Source organism: Martinezella sp. CNPSo 3795, from assembly GCF_057784475.1.
The window spans coordinates 622,260-645,604 of sequence record NZ_JBXSOQ010000001.1 but is presented as its reverse complement, the minus strand read 5'-3'; the positions used below and the strand labels follow the sequence as shown (position 1 = coordinate 645,604).

Annotated in this window: 21 protein-coding genes; 14 read left to right on the top strand and 7 right to left on the bottom strand. The window is 60.0% G+C overall.

What is annotated here, in order from left to right:
- Positions 1-274 precede the first annotated feature (274 nt).
- Positions 275-1,381 (top strand): branched-chain amino acid ABC transporter substrate-binding protein, encoded by a 1,107-nt coding sequence (locus AC13QY_RS03005; protein ID WP_113329751.1) that lies wholly within the window; start codon positions 275-277, stop codon positions 1,379-1,381.
- A gap of 79 nt (positions 1,382-1,460) precedes the next feature.
- Here AC13QY_RS03005 and AC13QY_RS03000 read toward each other — a convergent pair whose 3' ends face one another.
- The 4 genes from AC13QY_RS03000 to AC13QY_RS02985 form a co-directional block, all read right to left on the bottom strand.
- On the bottom strand, positions 1,461-2,285 hold the full coding sequence (locus AC13QY_RS03000) for a sugar phosphate isomerase/epimerase family protein (RefSeq protein ID WP_113350508.1): 825 nt from the start codon (positions 2,283-2,285) through the stop codon (positions 1,461-1,463).
- A gap of 25 nt (positions 2,286-2,310) precedes the next feature.
- On the bottom strand, positions 2,311-3,486 hold the full coding sequence (locus AC13QY_RS02995; RefSeq protein WP_113350509.1) for a dihydrodipicolinate synthase family protein: 1,176 nt from the start codon (positions 3,484-3,486) through the stop codon (positions 2,311-2,313).
- Between the two features lie 12 nt (positions 3,487-3,498).
- Entirely contained in the window at positions 3,499-4,656 is a 1,158-nt protein-coding gene (locus AC13QY_RS02990; protein ID WP_113350510.1) for a Gfo/Idh/MocA family protein, read from the bottom strand.
- Positions 4,657-4,785: 129 nt separating this feature from the next.
- Positions 4,786-5,493 carry a TetR/AcrR family transcriptional regulator gene (locus AC13QY_RS02985; RefSeq protein WP_113351026.1) on the bottom strand — a complete coding sequence of 236 codons (708 nt, stop codon included), beginning with the start codon at positions 5,491-5,493 and terminating at the stop codon, positions 4,786-4,788.
- A 287-nt stretch (positions 5,494-5,780) separates the two neighbouring features.
- Here AC13QY_RS02985 and AC13QY_RS02980 point away from each other — a divergent pair, with 287 nt between their 5' ends.
- Entirely contained in the window at positions 5,781-7,001 is a 1,221-nt protein-coding gene (locus AC13QY_RS02980) for a TIGR03862 family flavoprotein (RefSeq protein WP_488492718.1), read from the top strand.
- 11 nt (positions 7,002-7,012) lie between these two features.
- Here the strand turns inward: AC13QY_RS02980 and AC13QY_RS02975 are convergent, their stop codons facing one another.
- Positions 7,013-7,966: an NAD-dependent epimerase/dehydratase family protein gene (locus AC13QY_RS02975; RefSeq protein ID WP_269244724.1), complete on the bottom strand. Its 954-nt coding sequence runs from the start codon at positions 7,964-7,966 to the stop codon at positions 7,013-7,015.
- 605 nt (positions 7,967-8,571) lie between these two features.
- On the opposite strand from AC13QY_RS02975, the gene AC13QY_RS02970 reads away from it, so the two are divergent.
- Together AC13QY_RS02970 and AC13QY_RS02965 are read left to right on the top strand one after the other, a co-directional pair.
- A complete protein-coding gene (locus AC13QY_RS02970; RefSeq protein ID WP_442966487.1) occupies positions 8,572-10,092 on the top strand; it encodes a gamma-glutamyltransferase family protein in 1,521 nt (506 codons plus the stop codon).
- The gene (locus AC13QY_RS02965; RefSeq protein ID WP_113389391.1) at positions 10,089-11,333 is read left to right on the top strand and encodes an amidohydrolase family protein; all 1,245 of its coding nucleotides are present in this window, start codon (positions 10,089-10,091) and stop codon (positions 11,331-11,333) included. The genes AC13QY_RS02970 and AC13QY_RS02965 overlap by 4 nt, the downstream gene beginning before the upstream one ends.
- 92 nt (positions 11,334-11,425) lie before the next feature.
- On the opposite strand, the gene AC13QY_RS02960 is transcribed toward AC13QY_RS02965, so the two are convergent.
- Together AC13QY_RS02960 and AC13QY_RS02955 are read right to left on the bottom strand one after the other, a co-directional pair.
- A complete protein-coding gene (locus tag AC13QY_RS02960; RefSeq protein ID WP_162748752.1) occupies positions 11,426-12,340 on the bottom strand; it encodes a proline iminopeptidase-family hydrolase in 915 nt (304 codons plus the stop codon).
- A 54-nt stretch (positions 12,341-12,394) separates the two neighbouring features.
- Positions 12,395-13,177 (bottom strand): LuxR family transcriptional regulator, encoded by a 783-nt coding sequence (locus AC13QY_RS02955; protein ID WP_113350515.1) that lies wholly within the window; start codon positions 13,175-13,177, stop codon positions 12,395-12,397.
- Positions 13,178-13,308: 131 nt separating this feature from the next.
- Here AC13QY_RS02955 and AC13QY_RS02950 point away from each other — a divergent pair, with 131 nt between their 5' ends.
- The 10 genes from AC13QY_RS02950 to AC13QY_RS02905 all read left to right on the top strand — a co-directional run bounded on the left by AC13QY_RS02950 (position 13,309) and on the right by AC13QY_RS02905 (position 23,335).
- Positions 13,309-14,199, top strand: a complete 891-nt coding sequence (locus AC13QY_RS02950; RefSeq protein ID WP_113350516.1) for a proline iminopeptidase-family hydrolase — start codon at positions 13,309-13,311, stop codon at positions 14,197-14,199.
- Between the two features lie 51 nt (positions 14,200-14,250).
- Positions 14,251-15,189 (top strand): ABC transporter permease, encoded by a 939-nt coding sequence (locus tag AC13QY_RS02945; protein WP_113350517.1) that lies wholly within the window; start codon positions 14,251-14,253, stop codon positions 15,187-15,189.
- The gene (locus AC13QY_RS02940) at positions 15,186-16,037 is read left to right on the top strand and encodes an ABC transporter permease (protein ID WP_113350518.1); all 852 of its coding nucleotides are present in this window, start codon (positions 15,186-15,188) and stop codon (positions 16,035-16,037) included. Before AC13QY_RS02945 ends, AC13QY_RS02940 begins: the two co-directional genes overlap by 4 nt.
- Positions 16,034-17,734 (top strand): dipeptide ABC transporter ATP-binding protein, encoded by a 1,701-nt coding sequence (locus AC13QY_RS02935; RefSeq protein WP_113350519.1) that lies wholly within the window; start codon positions 16,034-16,036, stop codon positions 17,732-17,734. Before AC13QY_RS02940 ends, AC13QY_RS02935 begins: the two co-directional genes overlap by 4 nt.
- A gap of 19 nt (positions 17,735-17,753) precedes the next feature.
- Positions 17,754-19,268 carry an ABC transporter substrate-binding protein gene (locus AC13QY_RS02930; RefSeq protein ID WP_113350520.1) on the top strand — a complete coding sequence of 505 codons (1,515 nt, stop codon included), beginning with the start codon at positions 17,754-17,756 and terminating at the stop codon, positions 19,266-19,268.
- A gap of 120 nt (positions 19,269-19,388) precedes the next feature.
- Positions 19,389-19,673 carry an acylphosphatase gene (locus AC13QY_RS02925; RefSeq protein ID WP_113329737.1) on the top strand — a complete coding sequence of 95 codons (285 nt, stop codon included), beginning with the start codon at positions 19,389-19,391 and terminating at the stop codon, positions 19,671-19,673.
- A gap of 138 nt (positions 19,674-19,811) precedes the next feature.
- Entirely contained in the window at positions 19,812-20,456 is a 645-nt protein-coding gene (locus tag AC13QY_RS02920; RefSeq protein WP_113329736.1) for a Rieske 2Fe-2S domain-containing protein, read from the top strand.
- Positions 20,453-21,298, top strand: coding sequence for an aromatic ring-hydroxylating oxygenase subunit alpha (locus AC13QY_RS02915; RefSeq protein WP_113350521.1), 846 nt, complete (start codon positions 20,453-20,455; stop codon positions 21,296-21,298). The genes AC13QY_RS02920 and AC13QY_RS02915 overlap by 4 nt, the downstream gene beginning before the upstream one ends.
- Complete coding sequence (locus tag AC13QY_RS02910) at positions 21,295-21,951, top strand: glutathione S-transferase family protein (protein ID WP_113350522.1); 657 nt, start codon at positions 21,295-21,297, stop codon at positions 21,949-21,951. Before AC13QY_RS02915 ends, AC13QY_RS02910 begins: the two co-directional genes overlap by 4 nt.
- A 4-nt stretch (positions 21,952-21,955) precedes the next feature.
- Complete coding sequence (locus AC13QY_RS02905) at positions 21,956-23,335, top strand: amidohydrolase (protein ID WP_145634002.1); 1,380 nt, start codon at positions 21,956-21,958, stop codon at positions 23,333-23,335.
- The last annotated feature ends 10 nt before the right edge of the window (positions 23,336-23,345 follow it).

The following is a 23,345-nucleotide window of genomic DNA, read 5'->3' as shown; positions in this document are numbered from 1 at the left end:
GCAAGCAGGCAACAACCATCCCTCGTCAAAATTTTTCGAAAAAACGCTAAAATTGTCTTCGCGACGGTTATTTTCTTGCGGAATCGTCGCAATATTCCTACACAAAATACCCTCATGAGCGCTTTCGAGATCAAAAAATGTCCGAAGGCGATCATCGGCTTCGATATCAGCTTTGTCTCTTTAAAAAGAACGCCTCACGGCAGTTTGCGCGTCGAGACAGGCGATTGCGAGCGGGTTCAAAGGGCGCTGCCGCGCCCATCCAAGGAGAGCTAACATGAGTCTGAAGACATTGACGGCCGCGACCTTCGTCGCTTCGCTGGCCTTCGCACCTCTCGCACATGCGGACATCACCATCGGCCTCATCGCGCCGCTGACCGGCCCCGTCGCTGCCTATGGCGAGCAGGTCAAGAATGGCGCACAGACCGCCATCGACGAAATCAACAAGAGCGGCGGCGTTCTCGGCCAGAAGCTCATCCTGAAGCTCGGCGACGATGCCGGCGATCCGAAGCAGGGCGTATCCGTCGCCAACGGCTTTGTCGGCGATAGCATCCGCTTCGTCGTCGGCCCGGTCACTTCGGGTGTTGCCATTCCGGTTTCGGACGCGCTGGCCGAAAACGGCATCCTGATGGTCACGCCGACCGCAACCGCTCCGGACCTGACCAATCGTGGTCTCACGAACATCTTCCGCACCTGCGGCCGAGATGACCAGCAGGCCGTCGTCGCCGGCGAATATGTCGTGAAGAACTTCAAGGACAAGAAGATCGCCATCCTCAACGATAAGGGCGCTTACGGCAAGGGCCTGGCAGACGCCTTCAAGGCTGCGATCAACAAAGGTGGCATCACTGAGGTCGTCAATGACTCGCTGACCCCCGGCGAGAAAGACTACAGCGCTCTGACGACAAAGCTGAAGCAGGCCGGCGTCGACGTGATCTACTTCGGCGGCTATCATCCGGAAGCAGGTCTGCTGGCCCGCCAGCTGCACGACATCTCCGTCAAGGCGCAGATCATCGGCGGCGACGGCCTTTCCAATACCGAATATTGGGCGATCGCCAACGATTCGGCTGCCGGCACGCTCTTCACCAACGCGTCTGACGCGTTGAAGAACCCGGATTCGCAGAGCGCCGTTGCCGCCCTCAAGGCGCGCAACATCCCGGCCGAAGCCTTCACGCTGAACGCCTATGCTGCCGTGCAGGTGTTGAAGGCCGGCATCGAGAAGGCCGGCAAGGCAGACGATGCCGAAGCAGTCGGTACCGCTCTGAAGAAAGGCGAACCGATCGACACCGCCATCGGCAAGGTCACCTACGGCGAAACCGGCGACCTGACCTCGCAGAGCTTCTCGCTCTACAAATGGGAAGGCGGCAAGATCGTTTCGGCCGAGTAAGCCGTCACCTCATCGCTTCGAAAAAGAGCCGGGCCACTTGCTGGTCCGGTTTTTTGTTATCGATCCTGGGTACTGCCACTCAGCAAACACTGCGGAAACGCTCGATGCAGGTGGAGAGGACCTCCTCACCCGGGCGCTTCCACCAATTATTCTGAGAGAAGATCTCGACCTCCTGCAGGCCGAAGAAGCCGGCCTTTTCGATCTCGGCGCGGATGCCTTTCAAGTCGATGACACCGTCGCCCATCATGCCGCGATCGAGCAGCAGGTCCGTGGTCGGCACGAGCCAGTCGCAGATGTGATGCGCCAGGATGCGGCCACCGGCGCCAGCGCGCGCGATCTGCTGATAAAGCTTCGGGTCCCACCAGACATGGTAGACATCGATCGCGACGCCAATGCCTTCGCCGAGGAGATCGCAGATGTCGAGCGCCTGCTCCAGCGTGTTCACGCAGGCGCGGTCGGCCGCATACATAGGATGCAACGGCTCAATCGCGATCGGAATACCGGCGCTGCGCGCATGTGGCAGGATCGCCGCGATACCGTCCGCTACCATCTCGCGGGCATGCGTGATATCCCTCGATCCTTCCGGCAGGCCACCGACAACAAGGACGAGACAATCGGCATTCAGCGCCGCCGCTTCGTCGATCGCCCGCTTGTTGTCGTCGATTGCAGCCGCCCTACCCTCGGCGCTTGCCGCGGGAAACATGCCGCCGCGGCAAAGGCCAGTCACTTTGAGCTTGTTGTCGGCGACGATGCGAGCAGCCTCCGAAAGCCCGATCTTATGCACCTGATCGCGCCAGGGCGCGATAGCGACGATATCCTGCTTCAGGCAGGCTTCGACCGCCTGGCGCATGTCATATTGCTGGCGCACCGTCGCCAGATTGATGGACAGACCCTCTACGGCCATCGTGATCCTCCCCCATTCTTATCCGCTAGTCGATGCCGATGGTGGCAAGGATTGCCTTCATGCGATAGACTGCGAGATCCGGATCACGCAGTACGCGCGCCGTGTCCGCCAGACGGAACAGCTCCGAAAGATGCTGGATCGAGCGGGCGCTCTGCTGGCCGCCGAGCATCTGGAAATGGTCCTGGAAGCCGTTAAGATAGGCGAGGAAGACGACACCTGTCTTATAGAAGCGCGTCGGTGCCTTGAAGATATGGCGCGATAGCGGGACGGTCGGCGCCAGGATCGCGTGGAAGGCGTCGAGGTCGTTCTGAGCGAGCTTTGCGAGAGCTGCGCTCGCTGCCGGCGCGATGGCATCGAAGATGCCGAGCAGGGCATGCGAATAGCCCTGCTCGTCACCGGCGATCAGTTCTGCGTAGTTGAAATCGTCGCCGGTATACATCTTGACCGACGGATCGAGCCGGCGGCGCATGATGATTTCCTTCTCTGCCGAAAGCAGCGAAATCTTCACGCCATCGACCTTGGCTGCGTTCTGATTGATGATCGCTGTTGCCGTCTTCATGGCCAGCATGTCGTCGGCCGAGCCCCAATAGCCCGCCAGGGCCGGATCGAACATCGAGCCGAGCCAATGAATGATGACGGGCTCTTTGACCTGACCGAGGATGCGGTCGTAGACCCTGACATAGTCGTCCGGGCTCTTGGCGACTGCCGCCAGAGCCCGGCTCGCCATGAGAATGACGCGGCCGCCCTGTCCTTCGACATAAGCGACCTGTTCCTCATAGGCGCGGATGACATCATCGATCGTGACATCGGGACCGGGCTGCAGATGATCAGTCCCGGCGCCATAGGCGATCACGGCATCCGGCCGGCCGCGGGCGGCCGACTGCGCATGCGCGATCAGCTCCTTTGCGCCGGTCCAGTCGAGTCCCATGCCGCGCTGTGCGGTATCCATCGCTTCCGCGACGCCGAGGCCGAGACCCCAGAGATATTCGCGGAAGGCGATCGTGCGCTCCCAGTCGATGTTGCGGTCAAGCCAGGGATCGTTGTCCGCAAGCGCATCGACCACGACATGCGCCGCCGCATAGGCCACGCGATTGAAGTGATGGCCGCCCGTCGGTTTTACAGGCGCGATCAACGGCTCATTGACGGGCGAGAAGGCAGTGATCGTGCCGTCCGCCCTTGGCAAGTGAAGGCTTCTCTCCATGAGATCAGCCTCCTAGCAGGCCGAAAGGGAAGGCACGTCGACCCAGCGACGTTCCGCCCAGCTCTTCTGTGCCAGCTCTGCCAGCTGCACGCCCTTGGCGCCCTCGCGCAGCGTGAACTTCCAGGGCGCGTCCTCGGCCACATGGCACAGGAACTGCTCCCATTGCGCCTTGAAACCATTGTCGAAGGCTTGCGTGTCAGGCACCTCTTCCCAGGTATCGAAGAAATTGATTGGCTGCGGCTGATCGGGGTTCCAGACCGGTTTCGGCGTGTTGACGCGATGCTGTGTCCAGCAGCGCATCAGGCCGCAGACGGCGGATCCATGGGTGCCGTCGACCTGGAAGGTGACGAGATCGTCGCGGCGTACACGCACCGCCCAGGAGGAGTTGATATGGGCGATAACGCCGCCCTCGAGTTCGAAGGTAGCATAGGCGGCATCGTCAGCATCGGCGACATAGGTGTTACCGTTCTCGTCGACGCGGCTTGGAATATGTGTGGCGCCGAGGCAGCTGACCGACTTGACTTCACCAAAGAGATTGTCGAGCACATAACGCCAATGCGGCAACATATCGAGGATCATGCCGCCGCCATCTTTTTTGCGATAGTTCCAGGATGGGCGCTGTGCCTTGACGCCCCAATCGCCTTCGAAAACCCAATAGCCGAATTCGCCGCGCACGGAGAGAATCTTGCCGAAGAAGCCGCTATCGCGCAGCATGGCGATCTTGCGCAAGCCAGGCAGGAAGAGCTTGTCCTGGACGACACCGTTCTTGACGCCGCGACGCTCTGCCGAAGCCGCAACCGAGAGCGCCTCCTCCAGCGTCTCCGAGATCGGCTTCTCGCAATAGACATGCTTGCCGGCCGCAATCGCCTTCTCGAGAAGCTCGACGCGCATCTGCGTCGAACCGGCATCGAAGAAGATCGTATTGCTGGGATCGGCAAGAGCGGCATCGAGATCGGTCGTCGTCTTGGACAGACCGTGCTTGCGGGCAATCGCCTCGATCTTCTCAGCATTGCGGCCGACAAGCACCGGCTCCGGCATCAGCCTGTCGCCGTTCGATAAAAGAACGCCGCCCTGTTCGCGGATCGCCAGGATGGAACGCACGAGATGCTGGTTATAGCCCATGCGGCCGGTAATGCCGTGCATGATGATGCCGATCGGCTTCGTTGCCATGAGTTTCTTCCTCCCGTAAATAACTATATAGTTACATAACTGACATGGCAAAGCCATGCTGTCAACGGCCATCGTCAATGGTCACAGCGGCAATCGTCTATCGTTGCTGAGTCTGTTGCGCGGGAGATTTCAGGGACGCAGATAGGCGAAAATCACGTCGACGATATGCTCCCCCCAGGCGTCGATTTCGCTCTTGTCCGAGAGATTGCGACGGAAGATCGTCGAGAGCGTCCAACGGTTCGTCAGGAAGAACGAGCCGAGGGCCGCGATGCTCATATAGATCTTCACCGGATCGCAGCCGCTGCGGAATACGCCCGCGGCCGCGCCGCGGTCCAGCAAGCCGGAGATCTCCGACACCAGCGGCGAGTGCAGCTCGAAAATGCGCGCCGAACGCTTCAGGAAGCGGGCCTTATGCATGTTTTCCGTGCTGAGGATTCCTAGGAATTCCGGGTGATCCAGAAAATATTGCCAGGTGAAGACGACGAGCTCCCGCAAGCCGTCTGCAGGGGAGCGATGCGAGAGATCGAGCCGTGCTTCCGCCGAACGGATGGCGATATAGCTGCCTTCCAGAACGGCGACGTAGAGCGCATCCTTACCGCCGAAATAGTGATAGAGCATCCGCTTATTGATTTTCGCCCGTTCGGCGATGGCATCGACGCGAGCACCGCCATAGCCGCGCTCGGCAAATTCCTTGGTCGCGGCCGCCAAAATCGCCTTGCTGGTGCGTTCCGCATCCCTGAGACGGGGCCGTTCCGAAGCTGCGCGCGAGGGAGCTTTCTCTGCATTCGCAAGGCCTGCATTCCTTGCGCTGCGCTTCACGGTCTTGGCTTCTGACATCATGGCTCCCGGCGGCATTTCGTAAGGCTTATGCGGCCCACCCTCACGCCGATAAGTAACCGATCATCGCATAAGTTGACAGCCCCCGGTGAATCAGAAGCAATAGTAACCATATGGTTATATCGATTTAAACGTGGATATGGCACGGGATACGAGAGGAAACGTGGGATTTCCGGCGCTGCCGTAACCCGGCTCAACGACAGTGAGATTGGACCGGGACGGCGGCGATCTTGCGTTCGGCCCCCATCCGGCCCTAGAGAACAGTAGGCAAGCGGCACCGGGTGAGTATGACAAAAAAGCAAATTGCAATCATTGGCGGCGGCCCTGCCGGGTTGATGGCGGCAGAGACCTTATCGCGGCTTGGCCATCGCGTCGTGATCTACGACACCATGCCGACGGTTGCGCGCAAGTTTCTGCTGGCCGGAAAATCCGGTCTCAACATCACGCATTCGGAAGATTACGATGTCTTTGCCAACCGCTTCGGCGCCGCCTCGTCCCGATTGCGCGCAGCGCTTGACGATTTCCAACCGGATGACATCAGAGCCTGGGCGAAAGGCCTGGGAACGGAAACCTTCATCGGCTCGTCCGGCCGCGTCTTCCCAAAAGTCATGAAGGCCTCGCCGCTGCTGCGTGCCTGGCTGGCAGGGCTGGAGGCGCGTAATGTCAGCATCATGACGCGGCATCGCTGGTGCGGCTTCGAAGATGGCGGCCTGGTCTTCGAAACACCGAACGGGCGCGAGCTCGTGCATCATGACGCCGTTCTGCTGGCACTCGGCGGGGCAAGCTATGCCCGGCTCGGATCGGATGCGGCATGGGTCAGCTGGCTTCGCGACAAAGGCATCGATATCGCCGCCTTCCAGCCGGCCAATTGCGGTTTCGACGTCACCTGGAATGCGACCTTCAGCGAGCACTTTGCCGGCGAACCCCTCAAATCCGTGACGGCAACATCGGAAGAAGGGACTTTTCCCGGCGAATTCGTCATCTCGAAAACGGGAATCGAGGGCAGTCTGGTTTATGCGCATGCCGCCTCGTTGCGCGACCGGTTGGCAAAAATGGGCGAGGCTTCGCTCATTGTCGATCTGGCGCCCGGACGCAATGAGGTGCGCTTGGCGCGCGATCTGGCGCGGCAGGACCCAAAGGCCAGCTTCTCCAATCGCCTGCGCAAGGGCGCCGGCATCGAGGGCGTCAAGGCGGGCCTTTTGCGCGAGCTTGCCGAGCCCGCCGTTCTCTCGCATCCGGAAACGCTTGCCCGCCTGATCAAAGCCCTGCCGATTCCGTTGCTGAGGCCAAGGCCCATTGCCGAAGCCATCTCGTCTGCCGGCGGCATTCGCTGGGATGAGCTCGACGAGAGATACATGCTGAAGAAACTTCCCGGCCTGTTCGCGGCCGGAGAAATGATCGATTGGGAAGCGCCGACCGGCGGCTATCTTCTGACGGCCTGCTTTGCGACTGGTCATGCTGCAGCAAAAGGCATGGATGCCTGGCTCAAAACCACTGACCAGGCTTAAAGACTGGCCTTTCAACCGATCCGACCATTCTCCATCAGCCAGGTAACCGCCTCCTGAACGGCCTGCAGCGACGTATAGCGCGGCCGGTATCCAAGCAGCCTCTCGGCCTTCGCAATCGAGCAATTCGGGCTTCTGGCAATGTGCTCCCAGGTCGCCTGCGCATCTTCCGCCGACTGGCCTTCGGCCCATGCTTCATAGGGCAGGAATTCCAGCTTCGGCTCATGTCCGAACCAGCGCGACATCGCTTCGGCATAGCCTCTAAGCGTCAGCGCACCGCTTGAAACCGCATGGAAAGCCTCTCCTGTCGAGGCCCGCCAATTGGCGATAGCGCCCATGAACATTTGCGCGACATCGTCGGCATGAACGTGGTGGACTGTCTCCAGGCCGAAATTCGGCAGGACGAGGGTTTCACCGCGCGCCAATGTCGAAAACGCCGACAGATTGAAATGCCCGGCGGGATTAAGAGGCTCCCAGCCTGGACCGACAATATGGCCGGGATGGATCAGGGTTGCGGGAAATCCCCTGCGGCGCGCCTCCTCGAGCAGATGCGCTTCGATCGCCGCCTTCTGGATGCCATAGTCGCCGAAGGGCCGCTTCGGCGCCTCTTCCGGCGTCGGAACCACGGTCGAAAATCCATGTGTCCAGATCGTACCCGTATGCAGGAAATGGCCGACATGATCGGTGAGCGCCTCAGTCAGATGCCTTGCGCTATCGAGCGTGAAGCAGATCATGTCGATGACGATATCCGGTTTCAAGGCGCGAATGGCTCGACCGAAGCTGCCCTCCTTCTCCATGGCGGAGCGATCCATCGCCTGCATCTCCACATCATTCCACGCTTTGTTCGGCGAATAGGGTTTGGCGTGGCCGCGGCTGATCGCCACGACCTCATGCCCTGCTTCCACGAGCCGCGGCACGAGATAGGTGCCGATATGGCCCGTTGCACCGATAATCACCGTGCGCGTCATGATGTCCTCCCAAGGTCAAGATCGAAATCGGCGGCTGCCGATATCAAAGAAATGATCTGCTCCGTGAGAATAGGAGAGCGAACGGCTTTGTCATCCCCTCTCATGGCTGAAAAAGTCATTCATCACCGTCTTCATTGCTGGAGGCGGTGACGGAGGCATCCGAGCATCACTTTGGCGCAGGCAGCGGTGTAGTGCGCTGCGATCGAGATTGCGGGTGGCACTCGCAGACAGTCCAGCGCGTCATCCAATGGCAGCGGCGTCTTCCGGACTGCATCGGGGGCTGAACCGCCACTTTTTCCATCACCAATACACGAGCATGCGAATTCCTGGGCACTCGCTGAGGCATGAACGCAAGATCGGCCCTTGGCATCTTTGCCGCCTTGGCGACAAGGAACTGATTTATTCTGAATAGATACAATGGCTTGAATCATGATCGTCCGGCTGCGTCGCCTTATGGCATCGGTATTGCATGTCCGGTTTTCCAGACCATGCCGCCAGGATTTACCAATGCCGAACAAGACATCATCGCCATCAGTGCGACCGCTGATTTCATGATTCCCTCCACCAGACAGATCGCTCAAACCAATTCGCCATCGTCCCGCGCCATGATTGCGACACCGCATTGGCAGGCCAGCGAAGCAGGCGCGAAAGTGCTCAGACGCGGCGGCAATGCGATTGAGGCACTGGTCGCGGCCGGAGCTGCTCTATCGGTAACCTACCCCCATTTCTGCGGGCTCGGCGGTGACGCTGTCTGGCTGGTGGCGGACGAAATAGGCAATGCACAGACTTTCCTCGGCATCGGGCAGGCGGCTGCGGCCATTCCGCGTGGAGACATACTTTTGCGGGGCGCAGCCTCTACCCTGACGACGGCCTGCCTCGTGGATAGTTGGGAGAAAGTGCTTGCCTATTCCGCCGACGAATGGGGCGGCACGGAGCGATTGCCGGCCCTTCTCGATGACGCCATCGCACTGGCGGACGCCGGCTTCGAAGTCAGCAGGTCGCAAGCCTTCTGGTACGAATTCCGGCGCGATGAACTGGAGGGCTGGCCGGGCTTTACCGGGCTCTTCCAGTCCGGCGGCATCCAGCACCAGCCTGCCTTGGCGCAGACGCTCAAAGCCATAGCGCGTCACGGCACCCGCGAATTCTATGAGGGGGCTCTCGCCCGTCGAATTGTAAACGGGCTTGCCGAGGCCGGCTCTCCTCTTTCGGCCGCAGATCTTGCTGCCACGCGGACTGATGTCGCGGCTCCTCTCCAGAAGGCGTATCGCGACACGATACTTCTTGCTCCACCCCCTCCGACGCAAGGAATAACCACCCTCGCCATCATGGGTGTGCTCGACCATCTGCCGATGGCGAATTTCCGACCTGACGGTCCAGCCTATTATCATGCGCTGGTCGAAGCCGTGAAACAGGCGTTCCTCGATCGGCATGCGATCGCCGATCCTCGTTTCGCCGAGGACGCCTCGAAATACCTCCTCGATCCAATGCGCCTTGCCGCCAAGGCTGCGGCGATCGATCCGGCACGAGCCCTGCCTTGGCCACAAGATTATCGACACGGCGATACAGCGCTGCTTGCCGCCGTGGATGCCAATGGAAGATGCGCCTCTCTGCTGCAAAGCCTCTATTTCGACTGGGGCAGCGGCGTAGTGGTCGGCGACACTGGCCTCCTCTGGCAAAACAGAGGGGCGGCCTTCAGCACCGATCCGGTAAATCCCAATTGCATCCAACCGGGAAAGCGTCCTTTCTATACGCTCAACCCGGGCCTTGCGCTGAAGGACGGGCGTCCGCATCTGGTCTACGGCACACAGGGCGCGGACGGTCAACCCCAGACCCTGTCGCTGCTGCTCAGCCTGCTGATCGACCACGGCCTTGATCCCGCTGCAGCACTCGCACGCCCGCGCTTCTTGCTCGGCCGCACATTTTCCGACAGTCGGGATAGCTTAAAGATCGAGGAAAATATTGGCGCCGAAACGGTTTCTGCCCTCGCAGCCATGGGGCATGAGATCTCCACCATCGACGCCTTCAGTCCACTTGGGGGCCAAGCCGGTATCATCCGCATCGGCGAAGACGGGGCGATTGACGGCGCGCATGATCCGCGGAGCGACGGAGGCGCGATCCTGCTGTGAGCGCCAACGGCCAACCGTTCGATCTCATCATTCGAAATGTCCGTGTTGTAGAAGATGGCGATTTCGTCGACATCGGCGTGCGGGATGACCGGATTGCAGCCATCGAACCCCGCATTCGATGTGACGCAGTATCGAACGTAGACGGCGGGGGAAGCTTCGCCTTTGGCGGATTTGTCGATACCCACATTCATCTCGACAAGGCCTGCATTCTCGATCGTTGCGCAATGTGCGAGGGGACACTGACTGAGGCCGTGCGGGAAGTCGCCAAAGCGAAGGCAGGCTTCGAAGAAGCCGATGTTTATTCGCGCGCTGCGCGCGTCGTGGAGAAAGCGATATCCCATGGCACGACGCGGATGCGCACCTTCGTCGAAATCGATCCGCGCGCGGGCTTCCGCTCCTTTGAAGCGATCAAGCGTCTCCGTCGGGATTATGCCTTCGCGATCGACATCGAAATCTGTGCCTTTGCCCAGGACGGGCTTACGAACGAACCCCAAACATACGATATGCTCGACGCAGCACTTGCCGATGGTGCGGATCTGGTCGGCGGCTGCCCCTATACAGATCCCTCCCCCGGCCGGCACGTGGACATGATTTTTGCCCTTGCCGTAAAGCACAATGTCGCGGTCGACTTTCATCTCGATTTCAGTCTCGATCCGGATCGAACCGATCTGCCTGACGTGATTGACGCGACGCTCCGTCATGGCTGGCAGGGCCGCGTATCGATCGGCCACGTCACCAATCTGTCGGCCATGCCACAGGCGCAGATTCTTGCCATTGCCAACGACCTGGTAAAAGCAGGGATCGCTTTATCGGTGCTTCCGGCGACCGATTTGTTCCTCATGGGCCGAGGTCAAGACCGGCTGATTCCACGTGGCGTAGCGCCGGCCCATCTGCTCGCAAAAAGAGGGGTCGTCACCTCCATCGCGACCAACAATATTCTCAATCCCTTCACGCCCTATGGCGACGCTTCGCTCATTCGCATGGCCAATCTTTACGCCAATGTCGCCCAGCTTTCGCGTGACGAAGATATGAGCCTGGCTTTCGACATGGTGAGCGGAATGGCAGCGGGCCAACGCGACGGCAGCACGCGTCTGCAGGCCGGCGACGAAGCGACGATCGTGCTCCTCGACAGTGCCGGCCCCGGTGCGGCCGTGCGCGAGATTGCCCGAGTGATTGCCGGCTGGAAAAAGGGGCGCAAGAGCTTCGACAACGGCCGCCCTATGCTCCACAAACCGATCTAGGACAGCGCGCTATTCCGCTATGGAATCCGATTGGTCCACGCGGAAGAAGCGAGCCTGGCATCGGGATTAGCTACACTGTTAAGGCCCAACGATCAGTCATGCCGCTCCAGGAAACTTGAAACCGTCTTCAGGCAAAGATCCTTCTCTTCGACATGCGGCATATGGCTCGAATTTTCAAAGAGCACCCACTCGCAACCCCTCACGCCATCGACATAGGGCTTGACCACCAGCGGCGTCGCCTCGTCATACTTGCCCGAAATCAGCAAGGTCGGTGCTTCGATAAGGGCAAGCCTGTCTTCGATCGTCCAATCCTTCATGGTGCCGATGACGTGAAACTCGGTCGGGCCGTTCATATTGCGGTAGACGGTATTGTCCTCGTCCATGGTGGCGAAGGTGCGAGCAACCTCCTCCGGCCAAGGCACGACACGGCAGACATGGCGATCGTAAAAGACGCGGGAAGCGGCGATATATTCCGGATCGGTGATCGTGCCAGCCCGTTCGTGCTTCAGCAGCGTGTCCTGCACCTCCTGCGGCAGCTCCTCGCGAAGGCGGTTCGCTTCCGCCACCCAGGTATGCATGTTGGCCGGCGAATTGGCGATCACGAGCGCCTTGAGACCCTTTGGTCGACGCACCGCATGTTCGGCACCCAGCATGCCGCCCCAGGATTGCCCGAGAAAGGCGTAGCGCTCCTGAATGCCGAGATGCCTTAATAACGCATCCAGCTCATCGAGGAAAAGCGCCGGCGTCCAGAAGTCGGGGCCTTTCTCCGGCAGGCGCGTGGACTTGCCATTGCCGAGTTGATCATAGTGGATGACGGCGCGGCCATCGATTTCGGCAATGCCCTTGAAGCTGTCGACGTAGTCATGAGTGCAGCCCGGCCCGCCATGGGCGACGACGAGCGGCAGCCTGCCGGAATCGAGCGAGCCGGTGATGCGGTACCATGTCCGGTATTCACGGAAGGGCAGAAAGGCTTCCTGCGTCGGGATTGCGGCCACGTATCTCTCCATCTCCAGGCTTCGATGGACCAGACCATAACGCGGCCGAAACGGGTACGGCAGCTATCACAAGTTATAGGATGGCTGTGCGTCCAGCAGGCGATAATGCGTGGCCCGGACGACTGCCTGCGTGCGGTTCTTGGCGCCGAGCTTCTTTGCCGCGGCATTCAAGTGCATGACGACGGTCGGCACCGAGCGATCGATGATGCGCGAGATCTCCTTGGCGGAATAGCCCTCGGCGGAATAGCGCAGGCATTCCCTCTCGCGCTCCGTCAGCCGGATTTTGCCGACACTCAGCGCTGCGGTATCAAAGAGCGAATAGGCCGTCTCATGAAAGACATGCGCAAGCAGGTTGAAATCAGCGATATAGCGCAGGGCGTCGCGCTCGAACTCCTTGTTGGTACCAAAACGAACTCCGGTGACCGTCGCATAATCGCCGCGCGGCATGTGCACAGGCACTGTGACACCCGTCGACATGTCGCGCTCACTCAGGTAGCGCGCGACGGGAACCGTGTCCTCGCTCATGAAGCGCTTGATCAGCGTATCGGCATCGGGATCGTAATTCCAGAAGAACGGCGCCGAAGTCCGTAGCGCCACTTGCTGTACGGGATCGATGCGGAAATAGCCGCGATCGAACCAATATTCATACATGTCGTCGGAGATGTTCCTGAGCTTCAGAAGCGAAGGGATCATGATCTTGCCGTCTAGGTCGTAGGGCACCGGCGAATAATCGTAGATCAAAGCCTCGAAACCGATCGCCTTCATGCTCTCGAAGATATGATCGATACGGCCGTCCAGCGTCTGATGCGCCGTGAACTGGCGCCTGATGGTTCCGATTTGATCGAACATGCAGCGGTTCCCGTCTGTGCCTGCGACCTCCCAACCTATCACTTCTTATAGCTGGTGCCGAGCACGGTTTAAGGTAAAAATTTAGCCATGCTCAAATATTGAGCAAGCAGAATCTTTCGCCGGAGTTATCAATGTGGCGTGAAATTGAGCCGGAGGCGCGGTATGTCGTCGAGGTCGATGGCTACAAGGTGGTTGCCTACAGCTTCGGCAGCGGGCCGGAGACGGTCTACTGCCTGAATGGCGGCCCAGGCTTGCCCTGCGACTATCTGCGCGAGGCGCATTCCTGCCTGATCGACAAGGGGTACAGGGTCGTCGCCTTCGACCAGCTCGGCACCGGCGCCTCAGACCGCCCAACAGACAAGGGTTTGTGGACCATCGGCCGCTATGTCGAGGAGACCGAGACTGTCCGCAAGGCGCTCGGCCTCGGCAAGGTCCATCTGCTCGGTCACTCCTGGGGCGGCTGGCTGGCAATCGATTATGCTTTGACCTATCCCGAGAACCTCAAGACGCTGATCCTCGAAGATACCGTCGCCGATATGCCGCACCTGATTTCCGAGCTGGAGCGGCTGCGCGCGGCACTCGGTCCGGAAACGGTCGCCATGATGCAGAAGCACGAGGCGCAGGGCACCTATAATCACCCCGAATATCTCGCCGCCGTCACCATCCTCAATTATCGCCATGTCTGCCGTCTGCCGGAATGGCCGGCACCCGTCCGCCGCTCGCTCGACGATTGGAACATGGGTCCCTACGAGACGATGCAGGGGCCGAATGAATTTCTCTATATCGGCAATCTCAAGGACTGGAACCGCATTCCGGACCTTCCGCAGCTTGCCATGCCGGTGCTGATCACGGCGGGCGAACATGACGAATTGACGCCGGCCTGTGCGCTCAGGATGAAGCGTGCCTTGAAGGATGCCGAACTCAAGGTCTTCGCCAATGCCAGCCACATGCCTTTCTATGAGAACCCGTGGGATTACTATCCGGCGCTCCTCGACTTCCTGTCGCGGCATAGGGCAAGCTGATGCAAGCTAAGGTGATCCAATCCCACCGACGACAAGGGGGCGATCGCCGCCATGCATCGCTATAGATTCGTACTGACGCGACCGCTGCAGTTCCTGCCTGTCCTCTTCGGCATCAGCGTCATCACATTCGTTCTGGTCCGCCTCATTCCCGGCGATCCCGCGCGCAATATCCTCGGCACACGCGCCACCCCGACAGCGCTTGCCAGCATTCGCGCGCAATACGGCCTCGATCAGCCGATGTGGCTGCAATATTTCTATTTCATCAGAAATCTCGGCAATGGCGAGATGGGCAAATCGATCCTCTACAAGATCGACGTGCTGCCGCTGATTTCGACGCGGATCGAACCGACCGTCTCGCTGGTCGTCTCGAGCGTCATCCTGTCGATCCTGATTGCCGTGCCGATGTCGGCGATTGCCGCACGCAATGTCGGGCGCGCACCGGATCACATCGTGCGCGTGGTCTCGACCTTCGGCATCGGCTTCCCGCCCTTCTGGCTGGGGCTGATGCTGATCATCCTGTTCAGCGTTCAACTCGGGATGCTGCCGGTCTCGGGATATGGCTCGACGATCGGCGAGAAGATCGCCCATCTCATCCTGCCGGCCCTGACGGTTGCGCTATCGCTTTCAACCGTGCTCACCCGCAGCCTGCGGGCGGCGATGATCGAATCCTTGAAATCGGATGTGGCGACTGCGGCCCGCGCCCGGGGTATGCCTGAGGGCATCGTCTTCTGGCGGCATGTCGTGCCGAACTCGCTGGTGCCATCAATCAACCTGCTTGCGGTCAACATCGGCTGGCTGATCGGCGGCACGGTCGTCGTCGAAAGCGTCTTTGCCCTGCCCGGCATGGGTCAACTGCTGGTGCGCGCCATCTTCTCGCGCGACTACATGGTCGTCCAGGGCGTGGCGATGGTGTTTGCCTGCGCCACGGTGCTGGTCAATTTCCTCGCCGATATCGTCACGGTCGCCGTCGATCCGCGGGTGAAGCTATGAGCATCGGCACGACAGCGACAACCTCCCTCGGCTTGAACAGGCTCTTCGGAAAACACCTGACGCTGACGCTTGGCGGAGGCATCCTTCTGTTCTTCCTTCTTCTGGCGATTTCAGCACCGATCGTCGCTCCCTATGACCCGATATTCCAGAATGCCGACATGCGTCTGCAGGCACCGTCGTTCCTGCATCCGTTCGGCACGGACAATTTCGGGCGCGATATTCTTTCGCGCGTCATCTGGGGAGTGCGCATCGATCTGCAGATCGCCGTGATCGGCGTGCTTTTCCCCTTTCTGATCGGCACCACGGTCGGCACCATCGGCGGCTTCTTCGGCGGCATTGTCGATGCGCTCTTCATGCGCATCGTCGATATCATCCTCGCCTTCCCTTTCCTGGTGCTGATGCTGTCGATCATCGCCATTCTGGGACCGGGGCTCAGCAGCTTCTATATCGCCATGGCTCTCGTCGGCTGGGTTTCCTATGCGCGCCTGATCCGCGCACAAATGCTGGTGCTGAAGGGCAGCGATTATGCCATTGCCGCCGTCAGTCTCGGCTTCAGCCGGCCCAGGATCATGTTCCGTCACCTGCTGCCGAATGCCATTGCCGGCTCGATCGTCTTTTCCATGTCGGACGCCGTTCTGGTGCTCCTAAGCGGTGCGGCCGTCAGCTATCTCGGCCTCGGCGTTCAGCCGCCACTTGCCGAATGGGGCGTCATGGTCGCGGAAGGCCAGAGCTTCATCACCACGGCCTGGTGGATCACGCTGTTTCCCGGCCTGTCCATCGTCTGCCTCGCCTTTGGCTTCAGCATGCTGGGCGATGCGCTCGGCGAACTGCTCGGGGTGCATGAATGAGCGAGCCCATCCTCTCCGTCCGCGACCTCGTGGTTAAGGCCCGCCTAGACGATGGTGCCCGCACGCTGATCGACGGCGTTTCGCTCGATCTTTGCAAGGGCGAGATACTTGGCCTTGTTGGCGAGAGCGGCTCGGGCAAGAGCCTCCTGTGCCGTTCGCTGCTGCGACTGCTGCCATCGTCGCTTCTGAAGATCGACAGTGGCTCCATCCGCCTCGAAGGGCGGGAACTGACGGAAATCAGCGATGCCGAGATGCTCGAGGTGCGTGGCGGCGAGATCGGCATGATCTTCCAGAATCCGACAAGCCATCTCGATCCCGTCATGCGCATCGGCGACCAGATCGCCGAAGGCATCCGCTATCATCAAGGTCTCAAGGCACGCGAGGCGCGCGCAGCCGCGACCGAGATCCTTGAGCAGGTCGGCTTTCCCGATCCCAAAAGACAGTATGACAGCTATCCGCACGAGTTTTCCGGCGGAATGCGGCAGCGCGCCATGATCGGTGTCGCACTCTCCTGCAACCCTAAGATCCTGATCGCCGATGAGCCGACGACAGCGCTCGACGTCACCATCCAAGCGCAGATCCTGCGACTGTTGATCGACATTCGCGACAAGCGCGGGCTTTCGATCATCCTCATCACCCACGATCTCGGCATCGTCGCCCAGACCTGCGACAGGATCGCCGTCATGCGCAACGGCCGGCTGCTCGAACAGGGTCCCAAAAGGACGATCCTCAGCCGGCCTGAAAATCCCTATACGATCGACCTGATCAACAGCCACCCTTCCCTGCCCGACGAAGCTGCAACGCAATCGGAGCCAACCAGGCCGAAAACGTCAACCAAGCCGCTGCTCGAAATCGATGACCTGCGTGTCGACTTCAGGGTCGGCGGCGGTCTCTATAGGGGCAGCGGCGCAAAGACGGTCAGCGCCGTTTCCGGCGTCAGCCTGCAGGTCATGCCGGGCGAAACCATCGGCATCGTCGGAGAATCCGGCAGCGGCAAGAGCACGCTTGCGCGTGCCGTTCTCGGCCTTACCCCGATTTCCTCCGGTCACGTCACGTTCGATGGTGTCGATCTGACCCAGCAGAAGAGCGCTGGCCTCGCAAGGCTCCGGCGCGAAACCGCCATGGTCTTCCAGGACCCCTTCAATGCGCTTAACCCGCGGCTGACGATCGGCCAGACGCTTGCCGAGGTGCTGAAAGTCCAGGGCAAGATCGCAAAGTCCGACATCCCCGCGCGCATCGGCGAGTTGCTGGATCTCGTGGGGCTGGAGCGCGAATTCGCCGATCGCAAGCCGCGCAGCATGAGCGGTGGCCAATGCCAACGTGCCGGCATTGCAAGGGCGCTTGCGGTCGATCCGAAGCTCATCATCGCCGACGAATGCGTGGCTGCCCTCGATGTCACCATCCAAGCGCAGATCATCGATCTCTTCCGCGAACTGACGCGCCGGATAAACCTGACCTTGATCTTCATCGCTCACGACCTCGCCATCGTGCGCGACCTCTGTGAGCGAACCGTTGTGATGTATCGCGGCGAGATCGTCGAAGAAGGCCGCTCGCAGGAGATCTTCTCCCGCCCGAAGCATGCCTATACCGCAGCGCTCATTGCAGCCATTCCCGATATCGATCCGGACAAGCCCTTGCATGGCGAACGCGATGCGGCACCCGCAGGGCAGACACAATCAGCCAAACGCATGCGATAACAACGAAGGGAACGAATTCATGATCAACAAATGGAAGACAATCGGGCTTGCCGCCGTCCTCGCCGGCCTGACGCTGAGCGCGAGCTATGCGGAAGCCGCCGGCGTGCTGACCATCGGCCGCCGTGAGGACTCGACGACGTTCGATCCGATCAAAACAGCGCAGAATATCGACAACTGGGTGTTCTCCAACGTTTACGACGTGCTGGTGCGCGTCGACAAGACGGGCACGAAGCTGGAGCCGGGTCTCGCAGAAAGCTGGACGACCTCGGATGACGGCTTGACCTATGTCTTCAAGATTCGCGATGCGAAGTTTTCCGATGGCTCGCCGCTGACGGCTGACGATGCAGCCTTCAGCCTGCTGCGCATCCGCGACGACAAGGCATCGCTCTGGAGCGACTCATACAAGGTGATCGATACCGCCGTCGCGACTGATCCGCACACGCTGACGATCAAGCTCAAACATGCATCGGCGCCCTTCCTTTCAACGCTGGCATTGCCGAACGCATCGGTCATCTCGAAGGCCGGGATGGAATCGATGGGGCCGGATGCCTATGCGGAAAAGCCGATCGCCTCCGGCGCCTTCTCCGTCGAGGAATGGCGCCGCGGCGATCGCATCATCCTGAAGAAGAACCCGAATTTCTGGCAGGCCGACCGCGTGAAACTCGACGGCGTCGAATGGATCTCGGTACCGGACGACAACACCCGGATGCTGAACGTGCAGGCCGGCCAGCTCGATACCGCCATTTTCGTTCCGTTCTCGCGTGTCGAAGAGCTGAAAAAGGACCCAAACCTCAACGTGCTGATCGATCCTTCCACGCGTGAGGATCACCTGCTGATCAACCACGCCCATGGCGACCTCGGCAAGAAGGAGGTCCGCCAGGCTCTGGATATGGCGATCGACAAGAAGGCGATCGTCGACGCCGTTACCTTCCATCAGGGCACCGTTGCCAATTCCTACATTCCCAAGGGCGCCTTGTATTACTATGCGGATAATCCGCAACGCCCCTACGATCCGGAAAAGGCCAAGCAGATGCTTTCAGCGGCCGGCGTCTCCAATCTCACGTTAAAATACCTCATTCGCGCCGGCGATGAAGTGGATGAACAGACGGCCGTGCTGGTCCAGCAGCAACTCGCCAAGGCCGGCATTACCGCCGACCTGCAAAAGGTGGACCCCAGCCAGGAATGGGACATGACCATCGCTGGCGACTACGACATTTCCGTCAATTACTGGACCAACGATATTCTCGATCCGGACCAGAAGACGACCTTCGTTCTCGGCCACGATTCCAACAACAACTACATGACCAACTACAAGAATGATGCGGTAAAGGATCTCGTCGCCAAGGCGCGGCTGGAGCTGGATCCGAAGAAGCGCGAGCAGATGTATATCGATCTGCAGAAGATGGCGAAGGACGACGTCAACTGGATCGACCTATATTACAGCCCGTATATCAACGTCGCGCGCAAGAATATCGATAATTTCCATCAAAACCCGCTTGGCCGATTCTTCCTGGAAGACACCGTCAAGAATTGACACAGCCTCAAGCTCCGCTGCCCACAGGGACGGCGGAGCATTGTTTTGGGAGATGCCCCTTTCGCAAACCCATGAAGCGGTTATTCTGTAATCTTGATGCAAGGCAGGGATCATTGGCGAATGCACGTGCCGCAAGGTGAATTTCGGGAGCGCATGACGATACTGGGCGACCTTAACGCAGCCTCATTCGTCCCGTGGATCCGGCGTCACGCCAACAAGCTCGGACTTGCGCAGACATTCTTCCATTCCGATGCGGCCCGGATCGAACTTGAGGTCACCGGACCTGTGGAACTGATCGACATGCTGGAAATGGGCTGCTCACTCGGTCCGATCGACGTCTGGGTTGAGGAGATTCAACGCAGGGTCATGAATGGGCCGGAAACATCGCATCTTAGGAATTCCTGATCTATTGCCTTTTATTTAATCATTGTTGCCAATGCGAATTATTTATGCAAAATCTTTGAACGCTAAGGGGATGCAGGCATCAGTGCCTGCCTATGACCTGTGGCGCTAAGCCATTGGTGAAATTAGAGAGTTGAGACCATGCCATTTGATGGGGCCGGATCCTGGGCGCCAGTCGCCCTTTCCTCCGATCTGCCACCAGGAACCGTCATACCGGCCTGGACATCGGTTGGCCCGATTGCTCTATGGCGCAGTCAGTCGGGTCGCGCAACCGCATCATCCGATCGCTGTCCGCATCGCGGAATGAGCTTGTCACATGGCTTCGTCCGCGGCGAGGCACTCTCCTGCATCTACCACGGGTGGAGCTATTCGCCGTCAGGCGGATGTATTCGCATTCCGGCCCATCCCGATCTCGTTCCGCCGGAAACCATCCGCGTCGCCGTCCAGCAAGTGGAAGAAGCGGATGGTGTTCTATGGGTGGCAATCGGACAACCGGCAACACCGCCTCCTCAGCTCGAGGAATTCATCCCGCTGCGCTCCCTGATCGTTGAAACGGGCGTCGCGGAGATCGAAGCTGCGGCAGGGGCAAAGAATGATGCAAGGGGGCTGGTTCGCCTACCTCAATTTCCTTGGATCGGGCTGCTGCTGGCACCCCAGGGAAAACATACGCTCCTTCTTCTCTTGATCGATAGGGATCGGAGCCCGGCAGACCGCATTGCGGCGTCCAGGATTGTCGAGTCCCTCCGCCGCGCGGCGGAAGAGCGCCTGAAGGAGAGTGCGGAATGAAAGGCGGCGCTATGATCGACGAATGGTATCCGGTGGGCCTTTTCAGCCAGCTCAGCGAGAAGGCAATCAAGACCTGGCTGATGGGCGAGGCCATCGAGGTCGCGCGCGATCAGGATGGCAATGCGCGTGTGACGACCGCCGAGGGAAGAGCCCTCCCGATCCGTGTCCGGTATGGCCATGTCTGGTCCTCCCTCGGCAACCCGGATAAGGAGCTTTTCGCCATTCCGGAGGCCGATCAGCCGGGCCGGCGCTTCGTCGATGTCGGCGTCGTTCGCGTGCGCTGTTCGCCGCTTCGCGCGGTGGAGAACTTTCTGGACATCGCGCATTTTCCCTTCGTCCATACTGACATCCTCGGTGCGGAACCACATACGGAGGTCGAAAATTACAAGGTCGAGATCCGCGAGGGTGTGGATGAAGTCTGGGCAACGCAGGTAAAATTCTACCAGCCGCAGGCTGCAAAATCCGCGACCGGTGGCATTACGACCGAATATATGTACCGCGTGCCGGCCCCGACCTGTTCCGTCCTCTACAAGACGTGCCCTCCGCGCCCCAGCGAATGGGACGTCATCACCTTATTCGTCCAGCCTCTTGCCGAAGACCTATGCGACGTATGGCCCTGGATGGCGCTCTTCGATGATGAAACGCCGATGACCGACCTCATCCACTTTCAACAGACGATCTTCCTGCAGGATCGTTCGATCCTCGAAAACCAGATACCCGCGCTTCTTCCGCTCGATCCCGGCATGGAAATTCCGACAAGGGCAGACCTCACCTCGGTCGCCTACCGGCGATGGCTCAAGCGCCACAACTATACCTACGGCGCACAGTTGGTCGCACAATGAAGCTCTACGATTATGTTCTATCGCCGAGTTGCTACAAGATCCGGCTGATGGCCGCGATCCTCCGCATCAAGCTCGAAATCCGGCCGGTCGACTTCCATCCCGGCGCGGAGCATCGCGGGCCGGAGCTTCTGGCGCTCAATCCGGCAGGCTCCATCCCGATCCTCGAGGATGGCGATCTCGTGCTCACCGAGTCCTCGGCAATACTTGCCTATCTCGCTGCCAATGCTGCGCCGGAATGGCTGGGCCGGGATTCGCCGCAGGAGACGGCGCGCGTACAGCAATGGCTTTCCTTCTCTCATCGCCTGACCGCCAATCTTGGTGGCGCGCGGCTCCACGAAATGCTCCTGCGACCGGGTGACATCAAGGTTCTACAGGCTCAGGGGATTGCGGCATTGCGCGAACTCGAAGCTGCCCTGTTCGAACAGGGCGAGCGCGGCATGCAATTCCTTGCAGCAAGCCGGGCGACCATCGCCGATATCGCCTGCTTTCCCTATGTCGCGCTTGCGCCTGACGGCGGCATCCCGCTTGATCCCTATCCCTTGATCCGCCTCTGGATGCGCGCCATCCGCAGCCTACCCGGTTTCATCGAAATGCCCGGCATTCATCGCCTGCATGAGTTGAAACCCGATCCGCATCCGGCAGCAGAGGCATGATGGAATGACCGGCTATCTCCTAAAGAATTGTGCGGCTGTTATCGTCGATGAGGGCAATGGGCCGAGCGTACGCCGGAACGTCGACCTGCTCACCAAGGGCTCAGCGATCCAGGCGATTAGCGAAAACCTGTCGTTGAACGGCCTACCCGAAGGAACGGCAGTCCAGGACGCATCCGGCTGGTTCGTCTATCCGGGGCTCGTCAACACCCATCACCACTTCTTTCAATGCTTCGCGCGCAACCGGGCCGACCTCGACTGGACGAAGCTTTCGGTCATCGAATGGCTCGACCGGATCTATCCGATCTTCTCACGGCTGACGGAAGACTGCTTCTATCATTCTTCGGTCACCGCCATGGCCGAGATGATCAAGCACGGATGCACGACCGCCTTCGACCATCAATATTGCTTTCCCCGCCATGCCGGAAAGCGCCTGATCGATCGCCAGTTCGAGGCGGCAGAATTGCTCGGTATGCGCTTTCACGCAGGCCGTGGCGGCAACACCCTGCCGAAGTCCGAGGGATCGACGATCCCGGATGCCATGCTCGAAACCACCGACGAATTCATCGCCGACTGCGCGCGGCTGATCGATAGCTATCACGATGCCAGCCCCTTCAGCATGCGCCAGGTGGTTGTCGCGCCTTGCCAGCCGGTCAATTGCTATCGCGAAACCTTCGTCGAATCGGTCGCGCTGGCGCGCGATCGCGGTGTGCAAATGCACACCCATGTCGGCGAAGGCGAAAGCCCAGTCATCGAGGCGCGGCATGGCATGCGCACGGTCGACTACTGCGCGGAATTGGGCTTTGCAGGCCCTGACACCTTCTACGCCCATTGTTGGGAGCTGACGCATGACGAGTTGCGCAAGATGGCGGCAAGCGGCACCGGCGTTTCCCATTGCCCGGAACCGGTTTACCTTGTCGGCGCCGAAGTGACCGACATCCCGGCGATGCAGGCCTTCGGCTTGCGCATCGGTCTCGGCTGCGACGGAGCGGCATCGAACGACAACTCGAACCTCATGCACTGCATCCATTCCGCCTACATGCTGCAATGCCTGACGGCATCCACGCGCGCGCATGCCGTTCCGGCCCCGCTCGACTTCCTCCAATATGCGACCAGCGGGGGCGCAAGCCTGTTGGGGCGCACGGATATCGGGCGACTTGCCCCAGGTATGGCCGCCGACCTCTTCGCGATCGATACGCGACGAATGGATTATGTCGGGACGCGGCATGACCCGCTGAGCCTGATTGCGAAGGTCGGGATCGGCATGCCCACCGATCTGACCATGATCAACGGACGCATCGTCTGGCAAGGCGGTGAATTCACCGGACTGGACGAGGCCGCGCTGTTTGCCGCGGCTGAGGCGGCTCTTGCAACAGTAGAATTCTGAAAAGCCAAAA

Bases quoted from the DNA above. Each gene is read 5' to 3' on its own strand.
- AC13QY_RS02915 (WP_113350521.1), top strand. From the start codon at position 20,453: ATGAAAGGCGGCGCTATGATCGACGAATGGTATCCGGTGGGCCTTTTC.
- AC13QY_RS02995 (WP_113350509.1), bottom strand. From the start codon at position 3,486: ATGGAGAGAAGCCTTCACTTGCCAAGGGCGGACGGCACGATCACTGCC.
- AC13QY_RS02905 (WP_145634002.1), top strand. From the start codon at position 21,956: ATGACCGGCTATCTCCTAAAGAATTGTGCGGCTGTTATCGTCGATGAG.
- AC13QY_RS02945 (WP_113350517.1), top strand. From the start codon at position 14,251: ATGCATCGCTATAGATTCGTACTGACGCGACCGCTGCAGTTCCTGCCT.
- AC13QY_RS02985 (WP_113351026.1), bottom strand. From the start codon at position 5,493: ATGTCAGAAGCCAAGACCGTGAAGCGCAGCGCAAGGAATGCAGGCCTT.
- AC13QY_RS02975 (WP_269244724.1), bottom strand. From the start codon at position 7,966: ATGACGCGCACGGTGATTATCGGTGCAACGGGCCATATCGGCACCTAT.
- AC13QY_RS02990 (WP_113350510.1), bottom strand. From the start codon at position 4,656: ATGGCAACGAAGCCGATCGGCATCATCATGCACGGCATTACCGGCCGC.
- AC13QY_RS02980 (WP_488492718.1), top strand. From the start codon at position 5,781: ATGACAAAAAAGCAAATTGCAATCATTGGCGGCGGCCCTGCCGGGTTG.
- AC13QY_RS02960 (WP_162748752.1), bottom strand. From the start codon at position 12,340: ATGGAGAGATACGTGGCCGCAATCCCGACGCAGGAAGCCTTTCTGCCC.
- AC13QY_RS03000 (WP_113350508.1), bottom strand. From the start codon at position 2,285: ATGGCCGTAGAGGGTCTGTCCATCAATCTGGCGACGGTGCGCCAGCAA.
- AC13QY_RS02970 (WP_442966487.1), top strand. From the start codon at position 8,572: ATGATTGCGACACCGCATTGGCAGGCCAGCGAAGCAGGCGCGAAAGTG.
- AC13QY_RS03005 (WP_113329751.1), top strand. From the start codon at position 275: ATGAGTCTGAAGACATTGACGGCCGCGACCTTCGTCGCTTCGCTGGCC.
- AC13QY_RS02940 (WP_113350518.1), top strand. From the start codon at position 15,186: ATGAGCATCGGCACGACAGCGACAACCTCCCTCGGCTTGAACAGGCTC.
- AC13QY_RS02950 (WP_113350516.1), top strand. From the start codon at position 13,309: ATGTGGCGTGAAATTGAGCCGGAGGCGCGGTATGTCGTCGAGGTCGAT.
- AC13QY_RS02925 (WP_113329737.1), top strand. From the start codon at position 19,389: ATGCACGTGCCGCAAGGTGAATTTCGGGAGCGCATGACGATACTGGGC.
- AC13QY_RS02930 (WP_113350520.1), top strand. From the start codon at position 17,754: ATGATCAACAAATGGAAGACAATCGGGCTTGCCGCCGTCCTCGCCGGC.
- AC13QY_RS02955 (WP_113350515.1), bottom strand. From the start codon at position 13,177: ATGTTCGATCAAATCGGAACCATCAGGCGCCAGTTCACGGCGCATCAG.
- AC13QY_RS02910 (WP_113350522.1), top strand. From the start codon at position 21,295: ATGAAGCTCTACGATTATGTTCTATCGCCGAGTTGCTACAAGATCCGG.
- AC13QY_RS02935 (WP_113350519.1), top strand. From the start codon at position 16,034: ATGAGCGAGCCCATCCTCTCCGTCCGCGACCTCGTGGTTAAGGCCCGC.
- AC13QY_RS02920 (WP_113329736.1), top strand. From the start codon at position 19,812: ATGCCATTTGATGGGGCCGGATCCTGGGCGCCAGTCGCCCTTTCCTCC.